At 35.6% G+C, this 17,643-nt stretch carries 11 protein-coding genes and 1 pseudogene; 10 read left to right on the top strand and 2 right to left on the bottom strand.

The window, feature by feature from the left end; translation table 11 throughout:
• The first annotated feature begins 144 nt into the window (after window positions 1-144).
• A complete protein-coding gene (locus ACZ2M0_RS06840) occupies window positions 145-1,917 on the top strand; it encodes an oligopeptide ABC transporter substrate-binding protein (RefSeq protein WP_338206398.1) in 1,773 nt (590 codons plus the stop codon).
• Window positions 1,918-2,238: 321 nt separating this feature from the next.
• Here ACZ2M0_RS06840 and ACZ2M0_RS06835 read toward each other — a convergent pair.
• A pseudogene (locus ACZ2M0_RS06835) lies at window positions 2,239-2,522 on the bottom strand (ISL3 family transposase); the annotation flags it as partial.
• Window positions 2,523-2,838: 316 nt separating this feature from the next.
• Between ACZ2M0_RS06835 and ACZ2M0_RS06830 the strand changes: the two are divergent.
• The 6 genes from ACZ2M0_RS06830 to ACZ2M0_RS06805 all read left to right on the top strand — a co-directional run bounded on the left by ACZ2M0_RS06830 (window position 2,839) and on the right by ACZ2M0_RS06805 (window position 13,566).
• Entirely contained in the window at window positions 2,839-4,611 is a 1,773-nt protein-coding gene (locus tag ACZ2M0_RS06830) for an oligopeptide ABC transporter substrate-binding protein (protein WP_198179568.1), read from the top strand.
• Window positions 4,612-4,780: 169 nt separating this feature from the next.
• On the top strand, window positions 4,781-6,550 hold the full coding sequence (locus tag ACZ2M0_RS06825; protein WP_198178997.1) for an oligopeptide ABC transporter substrate-binding protein: 1,770 nt from the start codon (window positions 4,781-4,783) through the stop codon (window positions 6,548-6,550).
• A gap of 107 nt (window positions 6,551-6,657) precedes the next feature.
• Window positions 6,658-7,344: a ribonuclease III gene (gene rnc, locus ACZ2M0_RS06820; protein WP_198178999.1), complete on the top strand. Its 687-nt coding sequence runs from the start codon at window positions 6,658-6,660 to the stop codon at window positions 7,342-7,344.
• 12 nt (window positions 7,345-7,356) lie between these two features.
• On the top strand, window positions 7,357-10,920 hold the full coding sequence (smc, locus tag ACZ2M0_RS06815; RefSeq protein ID WP_198179001.1) for a chromosome segregation protein SMC: 3,564 nt from the start codon (window positions 7,357-7,359) through the stop codon (window positions 10,918-10,920).
• A gap of 2 nt (window positions 10,921-10,922) precedes the next feature.
• Complete coding sequence (ftsY, locus tag ACZ2M0_RS06810; protein ID WP_198179003.1) at window positions 10,923-12,107, top strand: signal recognition particle-docking protein FtsY; 1,185 nt, start codon at window positions 10,923-10,925, stop codon at window positions 12,105-12,107.
• Between the two features lie 34 nt (window positions 12,108-12,141).
• Window positions 12,142-13,566, top strand: coding sequence for a C69 family dipeptidase (locus tag ACZ2M0_RS06805; protein ID WP_198179005.1), 1,425 nt, complete (start codon window positions 12,142-12,144; stop codon window positions 13,564-13,566).
• 63 nt (window positions 13,567-13,629) lie between these two features.
• Here the strand turns inward: ACZ2M0_RS06805 and ACZ2M0_RS06800 are convergent, their stop codons facing one another.
• Window positions 13,630-15,060 carry an APC family permease gene (locus tag ACZ2M0_RS06800; RefSeq protein ID WP_198179008.1) on the bottom strand — a complete coding sequence of 477 codons (1,431 nt, stop codon included), beginning with the start codon at window positions 15,058-15,060 and terminating at the stop codon, window positions 13,630-13,632.
• Between the two features lie 400 nt (window positions 15,061-15,460).
• Between ACZ2M0_RS06800 and ylxM the strand changes: the two genes are divergently transcribed.
• The 3 genes from ylxM to rpsP all read left to right on the top strand — a co-directional run bounded on the left by ylxM (window position 15,461) and on the right by rpsP (window position 17,592).
• Window positions 15,461-15,802 carry a YlxM family DNA-binding protein gene (ylxM, locus tag ACZ2M0_RS06795; protein WP_198179010.1) on the top strand — a complete coding sequence of 114 codons (342 nt, stop codon included), beginning with the start codon at window positions 15,461-15,463 and terminating at the stop codon, window positions 15,800-15,802.
• Between the two features lie 4 nt (window positions 15,803-15,806).
• A complete protein-coding gene (gene ffh / locus ACZ2M0_RS06790; protein ID WP_198179012.1) occupies window positions 15,807-17,234 on the top strand; it encodes a signal recognition particle protein in 1,428 nt (475 codons plus the stop codon).
• An 85-nt stretch (window positions 17,235-17,319) separates the two neighbouring features.
• A complete protein-coding gene (rpsP, locus tag ACZ2M0_RS06785; RefSeq protein WP_038523039.1) occupies window positions 17,320-17,592 on the top strand; it encodes a 30S ribosomal protein S16 in 273 nt (90 codons plus the stop codon).
• Window positions 17,593-17,643 lie beyond the last annotated feature (51 nt).

Here is a 17,643-nt window from a genome sequence, read left to right as displayed (position 1 = left end):
TTTAAATTAAAAATTATTATTATAAGCTTATTAAACTATTATGATATTTTTTGATAACATTTTTTTCTATGCTAGAATATGTTTGTTAGCTTATTCCAAGAATTTAGAGTTTATTCAATAAAAGATTGGAGTATGAATTAAAACATGAATAAAACAAAATTTTTATATTCTGCCAGTATCGTCTCAACTGTTGCACTAACTTTAGCAGCATGTGGCAAAGGTAATAACACTGGTAAGAATGAAAATGCTAAAACTGCAAGTAAATTTCCTCAATCTGTTCCAGTAAAAAATACCAAAAAGGGCGGGACTTTAAAGTATGCAATTATGACAGATACACCTTTTACTGGAATTTTTTCTGACGAATTATCAACTACAGCTATTGATAGTTCGGTTGCTGAACCGGGAGAGGAAGAATTATTTGATACTGATGATAACTATAAAATCACTAATAAGGGTCCAGCTACAATGAAACTCAATCGAAATGCTAAAACAATTACGATTAAAATAAAAAAGGGTGTGAAGTGGTCTGATGGAAAGCAAGTCAATGCTAAGGATATAGAATATCCTTATGAAATTTTGGCTAATAAGGAAAGCAAAGCACAACGATACAGTAATCAATTTGAAGAAATTGTCGGAATGAAAGAATATCATAATGGCAAGTCAAAAACAATTTCGGGAATAGAAATGCCAGAAGGTCCAAATGGACTGACTGTCATTCTGCATTTTAAAGAGATGAAGCCGGGCATGGTATATAGTGGTAATGGTTATTATTGGGAATACGCAGCGCCATATCATTATTTAAAAGATATTCCATTTGCAAAATTGCAATCTTCAGATCAAATTAGAAAAAAGCCATTGTATTTCGGCCCATACAAAGTTCAGAAAATAGTTCGTGGTCAGTCGGTAACTTGGATTCCAAATAAATATTATTGGCGTGGCCAACCTAAGTTGGATAAAGTGGTTTCACAAGTAATCTCACAGAATTCAATTTCACAAGCAATTAAAAGTCATAAATTTGATATAGCTCAGGTAGTTAATTCTCAATGGAACGAAGTTAAGGATACTAAAGGTGTTAATTTTGTTGCCCAAATTCCTCTAGGTTATCACTATATTGGCTTTAGAGTTGGAAAATGGGATGCCAAGGCCGGCAAAAATGTGATGAATTCTGAAGCAAAAATGAATAATCAAGCACTTCGTCAAGCAATGTCTTATGCCATAAATATTGATGAGGTTGATCAGCACTATACTGCAGGTTTGAGTTTTAGGGTTCCAACTTTAATTCCAGCACAATTTGGAGACTATTTCGATAAAAAAGCAAAAGGTTACACTTATAATTTGAAAAAAGCCAATCAAATTTTAGATAAAGCTGGTTACAAAAAGCAAGGTCAATGGCGTGTACAACCTAATGGTAAGCCGCTAACTATCAAATTTTTAGCAATGACAGGGAGTTCAATTCAATCACCGACTGTGCAGAACTATATTCAGCAGTGGAAAAAGATTGGCCTAAAAGTGAAATTAGTTGGAGGAAGATTAACAGAATTTAATTCTTTTTATGACAAGTTACAGCACGATGATCCTCAAGTAGATATGTTTATGGCAGCTTGGTCTTTGGCCAGCGAACCATCACCTGCGTCACTTTATGGTGAGACTTCACAGATGAATTATAGCCGATTTGCGACTCCAGAAAATAATAAGCTTTTGCAAGAAATAGATTCGCAAAAGTCATTTGATCACACATATAGAGTTAACAAATTCCATGAATGGCAGGAATACATGAATAAGCAGGCATATGTTGTTCCTGTGGATAATTCGTATAAAGTTATTGCAGTAAATAATAAGGTTACAGGTTATTCAACTAAACCTTCAGATAATTCTAATGGGCATCAATTGTGGTACAAGATTGGATTTGTAAAATAGTAAAATAAATTTTTAATTAATTGTTATATAAAAACAAAAATGGCTCTTTATCAAACATACTAAAGTAGGAAGCAGATAGAAGCATGATGATACTGAAGTGACACCCAAGTTTGTTCTAAGTTTAGCGGTCACTTCATACTTTTATAGCTATTTGTCAAATCCTATTGATAGAGATTAAATGAGTAGAATCAAGCAGCTAATAAACTGCTTGGTTTTTTTCTTTCACCTTGTTTTCTGCCAACCTAATCCTGGTTAGCAGATTGTAGATATTAGTGAGCTTTCACACTGAAGAAGTATGCCTTCGTCTACCAGGTGTAATTAAGCCATTGAGCGCTTATTGCAGGTGCGACACCAGACTCGCTGCTTAAAAAGCCTAATAATGAATGGCTGACTGGCATTGGCAGCAGGATAGCGGATTTCGGTTTTCAAGCGGCCATTGTGTCCGCAACCTGCGAGCCACAGAAAGGACAGCTGGGCTGCAATAAGACAGCTTGGTAAACTTTTTGCTTATGGCCGTTAACCAGGCGCAAGAAATAATCTTCAAAAACAATGTTTTGATCTTTAATATCAAGCGCAAATTTAATATAATTATCGAGAGAGGACATAATTCAAACCTTCTATAAAAAAATATTGGGTGAAGTTAATATTTTATTACACGAAGCAAGATGAAAATGTCCTCCTTTTTTTATGCAATAAAAAACCCATTAACAGCTTACCACATAGATAAGTCATCAACAGGATAAATTATAGAGGCCATCAATTTTCTTAAACATGTTTTTTGTATTTTTGCTAATAAAATAATATGATTTTGTAGAAAACTTTAATTAAGAATTAATAAAACTATTGTTTTTCTAATCTTTTTTGTTATTATTTGATTTAAGTTTTAAATCGTGTTTGTACTTTTGTAAGGAGAGAAGAATGATGAAAGAAAAAAATTTTTTATGCTCCATCGGTATTATAGCTACATGTGCCATGGCTCTGGTTGGTTGTAATAAAGGAAATAAAAGTAATAATGAGGACAGTTCGAAGGAAGCAAGTAGATTTCCCAATGCTTTGCCAAAAAAGCAAACAAAGCAAGGAGGAACTGTTAGAGTTGCCGTTGAAACAGATACGCCTTTTACAGGAATATTTACTGATGAATTAAGCGTAACTGCGACTGATGCAGATGTTGCATCGCCAGGTGAAGAATCTTTGTTTTATACGGATGATAACTACAAAATAAATGATAAGGGCCCAGCAACAATGAGGCTGGATCAAAAAAACAAAACTATAACTATTACAATCAAAAAGGGTGTTAAGTGGTCAGACGGCAAGCAAGTAGTTGCTAAAGATATGGCATATCCTTATGAAATATTGGCTAATAAAAATACTAAAGCTCAAAGATATTCTACTAAAATGGAAGTTTTAAAAGGAATGAAGGAATATCATGAGGGTAAAGCCAAAAAAATCTCAGGAATTGAATTGCCGGATGGTGATAATGGTCGCAAAATGATCTTGCATTTTTCCTATATGACACCAGGAATGGCCTTTAGTGGTAATGACTATTATTGGGAATCAGCTTCACCCTATCACTATTTAAAGGATGTACCTTTTAGTAAACTCGAATCCTCAGATAAAGTTAGAAAAAGACCAATGTATTTTGGTCCTTATAAGTTAGATAAACTAGTTCGTGGACAGTCAGCTACATGGGTACCAAACAAATACTATTGGCAAGGCAAACCAAAACTGGATAAAATTATTTACCAAGTTGTTTCTCCCAATTCAACTTCTCAGGCAATCAAATCACATAAGTTTGATATTGCCCAAGTTATTAATGCTCAGTGGAAACAAGTAAAAGATACTAAAGATGTGAGGTTTATTGCTGAAATTCCTTTATATTACTCATACCTAGGGTTTAAAGTCGGCAAGTTTGATGCTAAAAAAGGTAAAAATGTTATGAATCCTCATAGTAAAATGAATAATAAAGCCTTAAGGCAAGCTATTGGGTATGCCATGAATGTAGAGGATGTCAATAAACGCTACAATAATAATTTAAGTTTCCGGATTCCAACATTAATTCCAAAGCAATATGGTGATGTATATAATAAAAATGTTAAAGGATTTTCATATAACTTAAAAAAGGCTAATGAACTTTTAGATAAGGCTGGCTATAAGAAAAAAGGCAAATGGCGCGTTCAACCCAATGGTAAGCCTTTAAAAATCAACTTTTTAGCTATGTCGGGTGATGCTACACAAGGACCCATTATCCAAAATTACTTGCAGCAGTGGCATAAAATTGGGCTAAATGTAGGTCTTCTAAATGGCCGGTTGACAGAACGTAACTCATTTTATGATAAAGTTCAAAACGATAATCCTCAAGTAGATATGTTTCTAGGTGCTTGGGGTCTTTCTACGGAACCATCACCCAATGGATTATATAGTGAAGGTGGACCGGCGAACTATACCAGATTTGTTACTCCTGAAAATAACAAATTGATTAAAGAGATTGATTCTGCTAAAGCATTCAACCATAAATATCGTGTTGAAAAATTTCATGAATGGCAACAGTATATGTTTGATCAGGCTTATGTTATACCTGTTTTTAATGCATATAAAATTAAAGCGGTTAATAATAAGTTAACTGGTTTATCACTAAAACCTTCTGAAACAAATAACGGTCACCCAATATGGTACAAAGTCGGTTATATTAAATAAAATTCAGATTATTATTATTTATGGCCTTGTACACATCTCTTGATTTTAATAAAGCAAAATTAACATTTTATTAGTAAAACTATTGCATTTTTAATTTTAAGTGTTAACATTTAGTTATTAACTTGCTTCCAAAATTATAAATGATGTTGGAGAAGGAGAATATTGTGTTATGAAAAAAGGTAAACTAATAGGTTCGGTAGGAGTTTTAACTGCTGCAACCTTGACTTTAGTAGCTTGTGGTAAGAGTAACACCAAGAGTAATGAAGGTGCAAAAACAGCAAGTAAATTCCCAATTCAGACTCCCGTAAAAACCGCTAAACAAGGTGGTACGCTAAAGGTGGCAGAAGTTACTAATACGCCATTTACTGGTGTCTTTAATGAAGAGCTGCAAATGGATCAACCAAGTGCTGATGTTACCAGTCCAGGACAAGAATCATTATTTGATACTGACGATCACTATAAGATCAATGATAAAGGTCCGGCTACTTTAAAATTGGATCGTAAAGCTAAAACAGCAACTATTACTATTAAAAAGGGCGTAAAATGGTCCGATGGCAAACAAGTTACTGCCAAAGACGTTGAATTTGCGTATGAAATTATTGCTAACAAGGCAACTAAATCACAAAGATACGCGACTCAATTTAATATTATTAACGGAATGGCTGATTACCATGAAGGTAAGTCCAAGACTATTTCTGGGATTGAAATGCCAGATGGTCCTAATGGACGTGTTGCGGTGTTGCATTGCAAAGAATTAAAACCAGGTATGTACTATAGTGGTAACGGCTATATTTGGGAAATGGCAGCTCCATACCACTATTTGAAGAATATTCCTTTTGCTAAGCTGGAGTCTTCTGATGAGATTAGAAAGAAGCCACTGTTCTTTGGCCCATACCAAGTTAAAAATGTGGTCCGTGGTCAGTCTGTAACTTGGGTTCCAAACAAATATTACTGGCGTGGTAAACCAAAATTAGATAAGATTGTCTACCAAGTAGTATCTCCAAACTCTGCTTCACAAGCGATTAAGAGCCATAAGTTTGATATTACCCGCGTTACTAATAGTCAATGGAAACAAGTGAAGGATACTAAGAAAGTTAATTTTATTGCCCAGATTCCTTTAGCATATAGTTACCTGGCCTTCAAGGTAGGTAAATGGGATACTAAGAAGTCAAAGAATGTGATGAATCCTCATGCTAAAATGGGTAATAAGTCGTTACGTCAAGCAATGGCTTACGCTATGAATACTGATGCTGTATATAAGCATTATACAGACGGCTTAAGTTTCCAAATTCCTACATTGATTCCGGCACCATTTGGTGATTATTTCGATAAAAGCGCCAAAGGTTACACTTATAACATTAAGAAGGCCAATCAAATTTTAGACAAGGCTGGCTATAAAAAGAAAGGTAAATGGCGTACTAATCCAAACGGTAAGCCTTTAACAATAAATCTTTTGGCTATGTCAGGTAACGCCATTCAACAACCAATTATCCAAAACTATATTCAACAATGGAACAAGATTGGCTTGAATGTTAAACTTGTTGGTGGACGCTTGACTGAATTCAACTCATTCTATGATAAAGTTCAAAATGACGATCCAAAAGTTGATCTGTTTTTGGCAGGTTGGAATTTGTCCACCGAGCCTTCTCAGGAACAAATGTATAGTGAAGGAACAATGTCTAACTATTCACGTTTTGTAACTCCTGAAAATACTAAACTTATTCAAGAGATGGATTCACAAAAAGCCTTTGATCATAAGTACCGCGTTCAAAAATTCCATGAATGGCAGAAATATATGATTGATCAAGCATATGTAGTACCTACTACTAATGCATACAGAATTGATGCGGTTAATAATCAAATTACCGGGTACTCACTGAAGCCATCACAGACAAACAACGGACACCAATTATGGTACAAAGTTGCTTACGCTAAATAAAAGTTATTTAATTAAGTAGATTAGAAAACTATTGTCATTTGAGGACAATAGTTTTCTTTTTTAATGGTAAAAACTGGTATAATTTAGATTGTTAAGGAGTTGAAGAAATGGTTAGTACCAAATTCATTAAACGATTAGATACAAAATACAAAATTAAATTTAATAATCCCAAATTATTAGAAGAAGCTTTTACTCATTCTTCTTATGCCAATGAACATCCTGAAGATGGTGTTCGGGATTACGAAAAGCTGGAGTTTTTAGGGGATGCAGTTTTGGAATTAGCAATTTCTGATTACCTCTACCGTAATTTTAGAAATCTTAATGAAGGTGAATTAACTAGAATGCGGTCAAATATCGTTGATACTGAAGGATTTGCAGAATTTGCTCAAAAATTTGGTTTTCCGGCTGAGATTAATCTAGGTCATGGTGAGGAAAAAGCAGGTGCACGTTCTCGTAAGACTCTTTTAGAAGACGTTTTTGAGGCATTCAACGGTGCGCTTTTTCTTGATCAAGGCATGGAAGCAGTCGAGCATTTTTTAAGTTTAACAGTATACCCGTTAATTGATGCTGGCAAATTCGATGCGTCAAGGGATTACAAAACAGACTTACAAGAATTATTGCAAAAAGATGGGCCGGTTAAGATCGAATATGAAGTTTTAAAAGAAGAACAACTGCCTTCTAGTTTTATTGTACAGCTGGTTGTTAATGGAAAAGTATTGTCTAAGGGACAGGGTCATAATAAAAAAGCCGCTGAACAAGAAGCTGCAAAAACAGCTCTAAGTAAGCTCAATTAGGGAGATGAGTATGTGCCACTAACAGAACTGATAATTGACGGCTTTAAATCCTTTGCCGAAAAAACTACAATTAAATTTGACACTGGTATTACTGGCATAGTTGGTCCCAATGGTAGTGGTAAGAGTAATATTACTGAAGCAATCAGATGGGTCATGGGCGAATCCAGTGCTAAATCTTTACGTGGTTCAAACATGAAAGATGTTATTTTTGCTGGGAGTGAATTCCGCAAACCGGCAAATCATGCAGAAGTTTCTCTCATTTTTAACAATGAAAAGCATGAACTCAACTTTAAGGAAGACCAGGTAATTGTTACTAGGCGGATTTTAAGGTCGGGAGATAATGAGTATTTAATTAACAAAAAGAGTGTCAGACAACGTGATGTGCGTGCTCTATTTTTGGATTCTGGAATTTCACAGGACAGTTTAGCAATTATTTCCCAAGGCCGGGTGGATCAGATATTAAATTCTCATCCGGAAGAACGGCGTTCACTATTTGAAGAAGCAGCAGGTGTACTTCATTTTAAGAGACAAAAAGAAGAAGCAAAGGTTCAGTTGGAACAGACAACTGATAATTTAGTGCGCATCAACGATCTTGTCAAAGAGCTAGAGCAGAGGATTGAACCTCTTCATGAACAAAGTTCTTTAGCTAAAGAATATCAATTTCAGAAAAAAGGCTTGGATCGAGAACTAAAAACGTTATTGGCATTTGAAATTCAGGATCTAGATAATCAAAAAGAAAAAGAACAGGAAAAGGCCGATGAAAATCAAGGCCTTTTATCTAAGCTGGATCGAGAAGTAAAAGATTCTCAAGCAGCTGTGGCGAACAAAAGAAAAGAATATCAAACTTTAAATAGTCAAAGAGATAAGGTACAAAATGATTTACTTTCTTTGACTAAAAAGCTTTCTGAAATTAATACCAATTTGCAGGTTGCGGAACAATCTAAACAATATAGCGCAGCCACAAAAAAAGAATATGAAACTGAATTGAGTGACTTAAAAAAGCAATTATCGGCAATTGAAAGTGATAGGATTGATCTGCTTGAAAAAGAAAAGAATTTAAAGGGTGAGCAAGAGAAGTTAAATGATAAAAGAACTAAACTCTGCGCTCAGCTAAAAGAAAATCCTGAACAGCTAAACCGAAAATTAGAACAGCTCCGTTCAGCTTATATTCAGTTGTTGCAAGATCAAACTTCTAATAATAATGAAATAGTTTATTTGAATTCTGAACTGAAAAAACTTTCTGATAATAGCCAGTTTCAAACAGAAAATGTTGTTGAAGAACTAAGAAATGAAACTACTGAGCTTAAACGACTTAAATCTGAAGGTAGGTCACTTAAAGAAAACTGTCAGGTTGAAAAGCAGAAGATTGCAGATCTCATTAGGGAGCAAAAATTAAGTCAAAAAAATTTGTCATCTCTTCAAGAATCATTGGCGACCAAAAAACAACGTTTTAGTCAATTAAATGCGCGTTATGATGCTCTGGAGAATATACGCAAACGTCATGAAGGTTATTTTTACGGAGTCAAAAATGTTTTAAATAATATTTCCGCTTATCCTGGAGTAGTTGGAGCAGTGGGAGAATTAGTTACCTTTCCTGCCAAATATGAAGCTGCAATGGCTACAGCATTAGGGAATGGGGTTCAGGATTTAGTCACTAAATCAAAATTGGATGCTCGGGATGCTATTAATAAATTAAAAGAAAACCATGCGGGCCGTGCTACTTTTCTTCCTCTTGACGGTTTAAGAGAATATACAATACCAACTTCAACTATCAATACAATTTCTTCTTTTTCCGGATTTCAAGGTATTGCAAGCGAAATAGTTAAAAGTTTACCTAATCAAGATATTGCGCCTGCAATTAATTATCTCCTTGGAAATACTATAATAGTTGACACAATAAGCAATGCTATGAAGATAAGACAGAGAATTTCTCGCTATCGTATTGTAACTCTTGACGGAGATGTTATTTCACCTGGTGGTTCAATGACAGGAGGAGTGCGTAATCAAAAAAGCAATTCTCCACTTCAAACAACTGCTGAACTGAGGCAATTAAGACAAAATATTAATGATTTAAAAGCAAAAATTAAGAATGAACAATCTCAGTTAGCTGATGCTGTAAGCAAGAATGAAGTTTCAACTCAGCAGTTGAATGATGTGAGATCGAAATTTCAAAATCTTAAACAAGAATTAGGTGAAGCGGTTCTTTCGTATCAAAACCAAGAAAAAGAAGTGAACAGGTTAAAGGCTGCGAATAGTTTGTTTGAACAACAAAAGCAAGAACGCAACCAGGAAATTGCTGAAACTAAGAACAAGATTAAGTCTGCCGCAAAAAAGAAGGAAGAACTGCAGGAGAAAATACTTCAGCAAAAACAGGATATTAGTGAATTGCAATTACGTATTAAGAACTTTTCAGAGTTGAATCAAGAGGTTCAGGAAAAGTTAAGCGAACTTGATCCGCAAATAGCAGTTTATGCTAATAAGTTGGAGAACGTTTCAAAGCAAAAATCCGATAAAAAGAATGAATCAAAGCAGCATCAAAATCAGATTAGTACTTTGTCCCAAAAGTTGAAGGAACTTGATGAAAAAGATGTGCTCGGTGACGAAAAGAAGATGAATTTTGAACACGAAAATAAAGAGGGCATTGCAAAAAAGAAAAATTTGCAGGAACAGCTTAATACTTTAAGTTCTAAATTAGGGCATTACGATGCTAAAATTAACCAACTTGATCAGGTAGCGAGTCGTAATTATGAACTTCGTAAAGATGCTGCTGCTGAACAAAAAGATTTTTCTGTGAAAATAGCACAGTTGAATAGCCAAATAGATCAACGTTTAGATACTTTGAATACGGAATATTCGCTAACATATGAGGCCGCATTGAATCAAGCGGAAACAGAAAATAATGAGGCCAATAGGACACAACTTCAGAAGAATGTGAAACTGCATCGCATGTCTATTGCGGACATTGGTCCAGTTAATCTGAAGTCAATTGAAGAATATGAAAATGTTAAAAAACGTTACGACTTCCTTAATGCACAACAAAACGATTTGTTAAAGGGTCGAGACAATTTAGAAAAATCGATGTCGGAACTTGATCAAGAAGTATGTAGTCGCTTTAGTAAAACTTTTACTGAGATAGCCCATAGTTTTACTGAATTGTTTCCGGTGGTTTTCGGAGGTGGCAGTGCCAAATTAGTTTTGACTAATCCTGAAGATTTATTGAACACAGGAGTTGAAATTATTGCTCAACCACCGGGTAAAAAGTTGCAAAAACTAAGTTTGTTATCAGGTGGAGAAAGGGCACTGACAGCAATTACATTGCTTTTTGCTATGCTCAAAGTCAAACCGGTACCATTTTGTGTACTGGATGAAGTGGAGGCAGCGCTTGATGATGCAAACGTCACGCGCTTTGCACATTTCTTAGAAGAATATGATATGCATACACAATTTATTGTAATAACGCATAGAAGAGGAACAATGGAAAAAGCAGACCAACTTTATGGTGTTGTTATGCAAGAATCAGGCGTATCGCAAGTATTGTCAGTGTCATTAAAAGAATTAAAAAATGAGGTGAAATAACAGTGGGTTTATTTGATAAGATAAAAAAATCTTTATTTGGTGAAGAAAATAGTAAAGCTACTGATGATTCACAGAATCAATCAGAAAAAGAGCAACAAGAATCTTCTGAGGAGCTAAAAAACAAGGAAGAGATAACCTCTGAGGAAAAACAAACTTCAGAAAAGAATGAATCAGAAAACGATAATTCGACAGCTTTTCAGGAAGAAGAATCTTTAGAGCAAGAAACTGAGGATGAGCCTGATAACGAAAAGCAAAATGAAACTGAATTATATGAAAAAGGTTTAGAGAAAACTAATCAGGGCTTTGGGGCTCGATTAAATCGCTTTTTTGCCCAGTTCAGGACTGTTGACGAAGATTTCTTTGATGACTTGGAAGAGCTGCTAATTGAATCAGATGTCGGTTACGAGACTGCCGAAGAATTGACTGACGAACTGCGAGATGAAGCAAAATTGCAGAAAGCCAAGTCGCGAGATGATTTGAAAAAAGTTATTGTTGAAAAATTAGTTAATCTTTATGACCAAAGTGGTAATTCCGAAAATGAAAAATTAAAGTCTCATAACGATGGCAAGCCGAATATTTATCTTTTTGTAGGTGTAAATGGCGCGGGCAAAACCACAACAATCGGAAAATTGGCTAAAAGATTTAAAGATGAAGGAAAGTCAGTTCTTTTAGCAGCAGCAGATACTTTCAGAGCTGGTGCAGTTGAACAATTATCAGAATGGGGCGAAAGAGTCGGTGTTCCAGTAGTAACTGGAAAAGAACAAGCTGACCCTGCTTCAGTGGTTTATGATGCGACTGATAAGGCCCTTAAAGAAAATTATGATTATTTATTAGTGGATACTGCTGGTCGTTTACAAAATAAAAAGAATTTAATGAATGAGCTGGAAAAAATTGAACGGACAATTAAAAAGCAAGCACCAGAAGAGCCAACAGAAACTCTATTAGTTTTAGACGGCTCAACTGGTCAAAATGCACTCCTTCAAGCTAAGGATTTTGATAAGACTACCAAATTAACTGGATTGGTATTGACTAAATTGGATGGCTCATCAAAGGGCGGAGTCGTTTTAGCAATTAGAAATGAGATGAAATTGCCGGTAAAATTAGTTGGTTTGGGTGAAAAAGCTAGCGATTTGGCTGATTTTGATGCCGCAAACTATGCTGTCGGACTATTTCATGATTTAATTTAAGAATAGATTTTTTAAAGGGAGATATTGAGATTTAATGAAAGAATATAGTGCATGTACAACAATTTTAGTAGGTAAAAAGGCTTCAGTTGACGGTTCGACCATGATTGCTCGTAATGATGACACTTTTCGTCCCATTACACCGCAAAAATTTATTATCAGACCCGCTGCAAAAGATGAATCAGGTCGTAAAATTAAGTCTTGGTTGAATAAGTTTGAATTAGACTTACCTGAAAATGCTCAGGCCGTTCCAGCTGTACCAAATGTTGATTACAAAAACCGTGGTTATTACGATGAGAGTGGTATTAATCAAGAAAATGTGGCAATGTCTTGTACTGAATCAACTTATGGTAATGAGAGAGCACTCGCATATGATCCACTGGTAAAAGATGGGCTTGATGAAGATTGTATGCAGTCAGTTGTTTTGCCTTATATTCATTCTGCTAGAAATGGAGTTGAATATTTAGGCAAACTGATCGCTAAATATGGTTCACCTGCAGGTAACTCAGTTCTTTTTGGCGACAAAGATGAGATCTGGTATATGGAAATTGTCACAGGTCATCACTGGGTAGCGCAACGTATTCCAGATGATGCTTATGCAATTGCTGCAAATCGGGTTTCCATTGAACAAGTAGATTTTTCTGATTCAGACAACTTTATGTGGAGCGAAGGCATTCAGGAATTTGTTGCCGATCACAACTTAAATGTTGATCATCAGGGATGGAATTTCCGTCATATTTTTGGTACTTATAGTGAACAAGATAGGTTTTATAATACTAATCGTGTTTGGTACGGGCAAAAATATTTTAATCCCGAAATTGAACAAGATCCTACCGATGGTGATTTACCTTTCATTCGGCGAGCTGCTAAGAAAATAACTAGAGAAGACATTGAATTTGTGCTTGGTAGTCATTACCAAAACACTCCCTATGATCCTTTTGGTAAAGGCACGGAAGAAGAGAAACATCGTTTCCGTCCAATAGGTTTAAATAGAACGCAAAATTCACACATTTTACAGATTAGAAATGATGTTGACCCTGATAAAGCAGCAATAATGTGGCTTTGTATTGGTGGACCAACCTTCACGCCTTTTGTACCATTCTTTGCTAATATGAACGATACAGATCCGTCTTACAATAACACATCAATGGAGTATAATCTTAGCGATGCTTGGTGGTACTACAAATCTCTTGCGGCACTTGTAGAAACGCATTACCCACAATTTGTGCAATTAGATACTGACTATTTAAATGAGCTTAACCAATACTATTGCAGACGTGTAGAAGATGTCATTGCTCAAGCTCAAGGCAAAACAGGTGCAGAATTGACTTCATATTTGACCAAGGCCAATCAAGAAACAGTTGCTTATACTAGAAAACGGTCAGAAAAATTATGGGCACAGATGATGATTGATTCAATCAATATGTCAAAATTAACTTTTAATATGGATGAAAATCTGTAAATTTAATTGTATTAAAAAAGTCTGGAAAATTTCCAGACTTTTTTGTTACGTGGTTAATGTCAGTTACTTAATTTTTTTATTCATGGCTGAATGACGAATACCATAAAGCAAGTAAATTATAATGCCGATTAGAGACCAAATTAGCATGTATTTCTTAGCTTGCATATCTAATCCCCAAAATACAGCAAGGGACCCCAAGAATGCCAATAAGGGCAAGACAGGATACCATGGCATTTTAAATGCCGGATCAGCAATGTCTTTGCCCTCACGTGGACGCAGGCGATAAATTCCTAGCGAAACAAACATGAAAGCAATTAGAGTTCCTGCTGAAACTAGCTGTGTTAAAAATGAAAAAGGAATAAACGCTGATATGATAATTGCAATTACCGCGACAGTCCACAGAGAATTTGCAGGACGATGATCTTTATTCAATTTACCTAGTCCTTTAGGAATCATGCCATCGCGGCCAAATGAATATACCAAACGAGAGCTTGCCATACAGAGACCAATCAAAGCAGTAAACATTCCTAAAATAGCAACAGATTGAACTATAGTGGCAATATGGCCAAAGCCCGTTTTCCTTAAAGCATATCCTACAGGTTCAGCGGAATTTAAATATTGTTGGTATGGCACCATTCCCACGAGCACCAAGCTAACAGCAACAAATAGCACTACTGCAATTAATAAAGAACCAATAATTCCTCGAGGCATGGTCTTTTGCGGATTAATAGCTTCTGCTGAGTTTGAAGCAATGGTATCAAAGCCTAAAAATGAAATATAAATCATTGATACACCAGCATAAATTCCTTGCCAACCACCAAAAGGTCCATGAGCTGTTGGGCGATAGTGAGGTATAAAAGGAATAAAATTAGTTTTTTTCACTACAGTCAGACCAACAAACACAAAAAGCAAAATTGCCAGCACTTTGACCACCACCAGCACATTCTCAACTCGGGAAGCTTTAGATACTCCAAAACTGACTAAAAAAGCTGCTAGTAAAATTGCTAAAAGGGCAACTAAGTCAAACATTCCCCCATTTACACCTAAAGGATTAGCTAAAGCCGCAGGTAATTTCCAACCTAAAGGAGCTATTAATGCCCGTAGGTTTGCTGACAGACCGGAACTTATAAAAGCCATGCCAATTAAGTATTCGGCTAAAAGAGCCCAGCCAGAGAACCAGCCCCAAAACTCGCCAAAAATAACGTTGATCCAAGAATAAACAGAACCAGCAAAAGGCATTGCAGCTGCCATCTCTGCATAGGCAAAGGCCACCATACCAGCTACTATTGAAGCGACTACACAGGATATTGCGACTGCTGGTCCTGTGTGTAATGCCGCTACTTCACCAGGCAAGGTGAAGATTGAAGTTGAAACAATGGTACCAACACCTAGTGCCAAAAAATCACGAACCCTAAGAGTTCTAACTAAATGACCGTCTTTTTCCTGATATATTCCAGGATCTTCTTTCCGGTTCATCAATTTCCATAAATTCACTCTGAATTGCTCCTTAAGAATAAATTTTTTAGTCATTTTAAAAGTACTTTTTACATTTAAAAAGTTCACACGAATATCGACTAAAGTGCGAACTTGTTTAATGATTAATTGGCTTAAACAACCAGTGTCATTTAACGGTTTAAAATACTTTTGAAAAAATGGCTGTTATTAAAATAAAAGACGGTACAAAATTACAAATATTCGTGTACCGCCTAGATTTATAATTTCAAAGAATTGTTGGTCTCCATGAGAGATAATAAAATTCCTAAAAATTAATTAAATTAATGATACAGATTTTGGCTTCAAAAAGCAAGAAATTGCGGCAGACCTTAAGTAAAATTTTGGTTTTCAAGATCGTCATTTTTCGACATTTTTGCTATACTTGTTCAAGGTGAGGGTAATGGATGATCTCGAAAAAAATGAAATATTGGGTGATTTATACGCCTATTATGGTGGTCTTTTAACTAAGAGTCAGAAGAGTTATTTTGAAGATTATTATTATAATGACCTGTCCTTAGGAGAAATAGCTAGCAATCATCATGTTTCACGTCAGGCAGTTTACGACAATTTACGTCGCTGTCGCAAATTGTTAAAAAATTACGAAGACAATTTACATATGCAAAGAGACTACAATATGATAGAAGATAAATTAACTGAAGTTGTAGTTGCACTGAAAAAAAGCAAATCAAGCCAAGCTTTACAAATAACTACTGATTTAATAAATCAACTGAGGGGAGAGTAATTCCATGGCATTTGAAAATTTAAGCGAAAGAATTCAAAAGGCCTTAAAGAATTTAACAGGAAAAGGGAAAATATCAGAAGATGACATCAATAGTGCTAGTCGGGAAATTAGACTGGCATTACTAGAAGCTGATGTTAACTTTAAAGTTGTTAAAGATTTTATCAAAAAAATAAAGCAAGAAGCTCTCGGAAAAGAAGTTCAGGAAAGTCTTAATCCGGGCCAGCAAGTCATCAAGATCGTTAATGATGAATTAACCAAGATGATGGGTGAAAGTGCGGTTTCTCTAAATAAATCTAAGCATATTCCTACCATTATTATGATGGTCGGTTTACAAGGTACAGGTAAAACTACCACAGTCGGTAAATTAGCCAACAGGTTAATACAAAAAGAAAAAGCTAGACCGCTGTTAATTGCTGGCGATATTTATCGTCCAGCTGCTGTTGACCAGTTGCAACAAATTGGTGATCAGCTAAAAGTTCCTGTTTATAGTGAAAAAGATCAAAAAGATGTAGCGCAAATAGTAAAAGACGGTTTGAGTCAAGCCGATAAAAATAAAAATGATTATGTCATTATTGATACCGCTGGACGTTTGGAAATTGATGAACCATTAATGGAAGAACTTGAGCGCGTTAAAGAAGTCGCCCAACCAGACAATATTTTGCTGGTAGTAGATGCCATGACCGGTCAAGCTGCAACTGATGTGGCTAAGGGCTTTGACAGCCGCTTGGATATTACGGGCGTAATTTTAACCAAACTTGACGGTGATACCCGTGGTGGTGCTGCACTGTCAATCAGAGCAGTAACCGGCAAGCCAATTATTTATACCGGTCAAGGTGAAAAATTAACCGACCTGGAACAATTCTATCCTGATCGGATGGCCTCTAGAATTCTGGGCATGGGTGACATGCTGACTTTGATTGAAAAAGCCCAACAGGATTATGATGCTAAAAAGGCTGAAGAAGTTGCTGAAAAAATGAAAGAAAATACTTTTGATTTCAACGACTTTGTTGATCAGATTGAGCAAGTTGAAAAAATGGGCCCACTTGACCAGCTGATCAAGATGATTCCGGGAATGGCAAACAATCCCCAGCTTAAGAATGTCAACTTTGATAAAAAACAAATTGTTTATGTGAAAGCAATTATTTCATCAATGACAGAAGAAGAACGAGAAAATCCAGAATTGCTTAATCCAAGCCGCAGAAGAAGAATTGCAGCAGGTTCTGGTCGACCTGTAGTTGAAGTCAACAGAATGATTAAGCAATTTAAACAGGCCCGCGATATGATGAGCAAAATTACCAAGGGTAATTTTAAGGGAATGGATAATTTGCCAGGAATGAATTCTCCAATGGGCCGGATGGCTATGCGTCACATGGGTAAGAAATTCAAGAAAAACAAGAAAAAGCGCATGAAGGTCAAGAGATACCATTCATAAAAATCACCTGTTAAGTAAAAACACTTTACACCTTAAAAAATAAGTGCTATATTATTTAACGTAACTTTTAGGAGGAAATAAATTTATGTCAGTAAAAATTCGTATGCGCCGTATGGGTGCCAAAAGAAAACCTTTTTATAGAATAGTTGTCGCTGATTCCAGAATGCCACGTGATGGTCGTTTTATTGAAGAAGTTGGGTATTATAATCCAGTTTCTGTTCCTAAGGAATTGAAATTAGACGAAGACAAGATTTTTGAATGGTTGAAGAAAGGTGCACAACCTTCAGATACTGTACGTTCACTTCTTTCAGGTGCAGGTTTAATGAAGAAACTGCATGATTCAAAATTCAATAAATAGTGAATCGTTTGTTAAAAGTTTGAAGTTGACTGCTTCAAACTTTTTTCTTTG

This window comes from Lactobacillus sp. VURO6/B1 (VP7), assembly GCF_058139575.1.
Note: the sequence above shows the minus strand (reverse complement) of the source record. Positions and strands in the feature narration are given on the sequence as shown.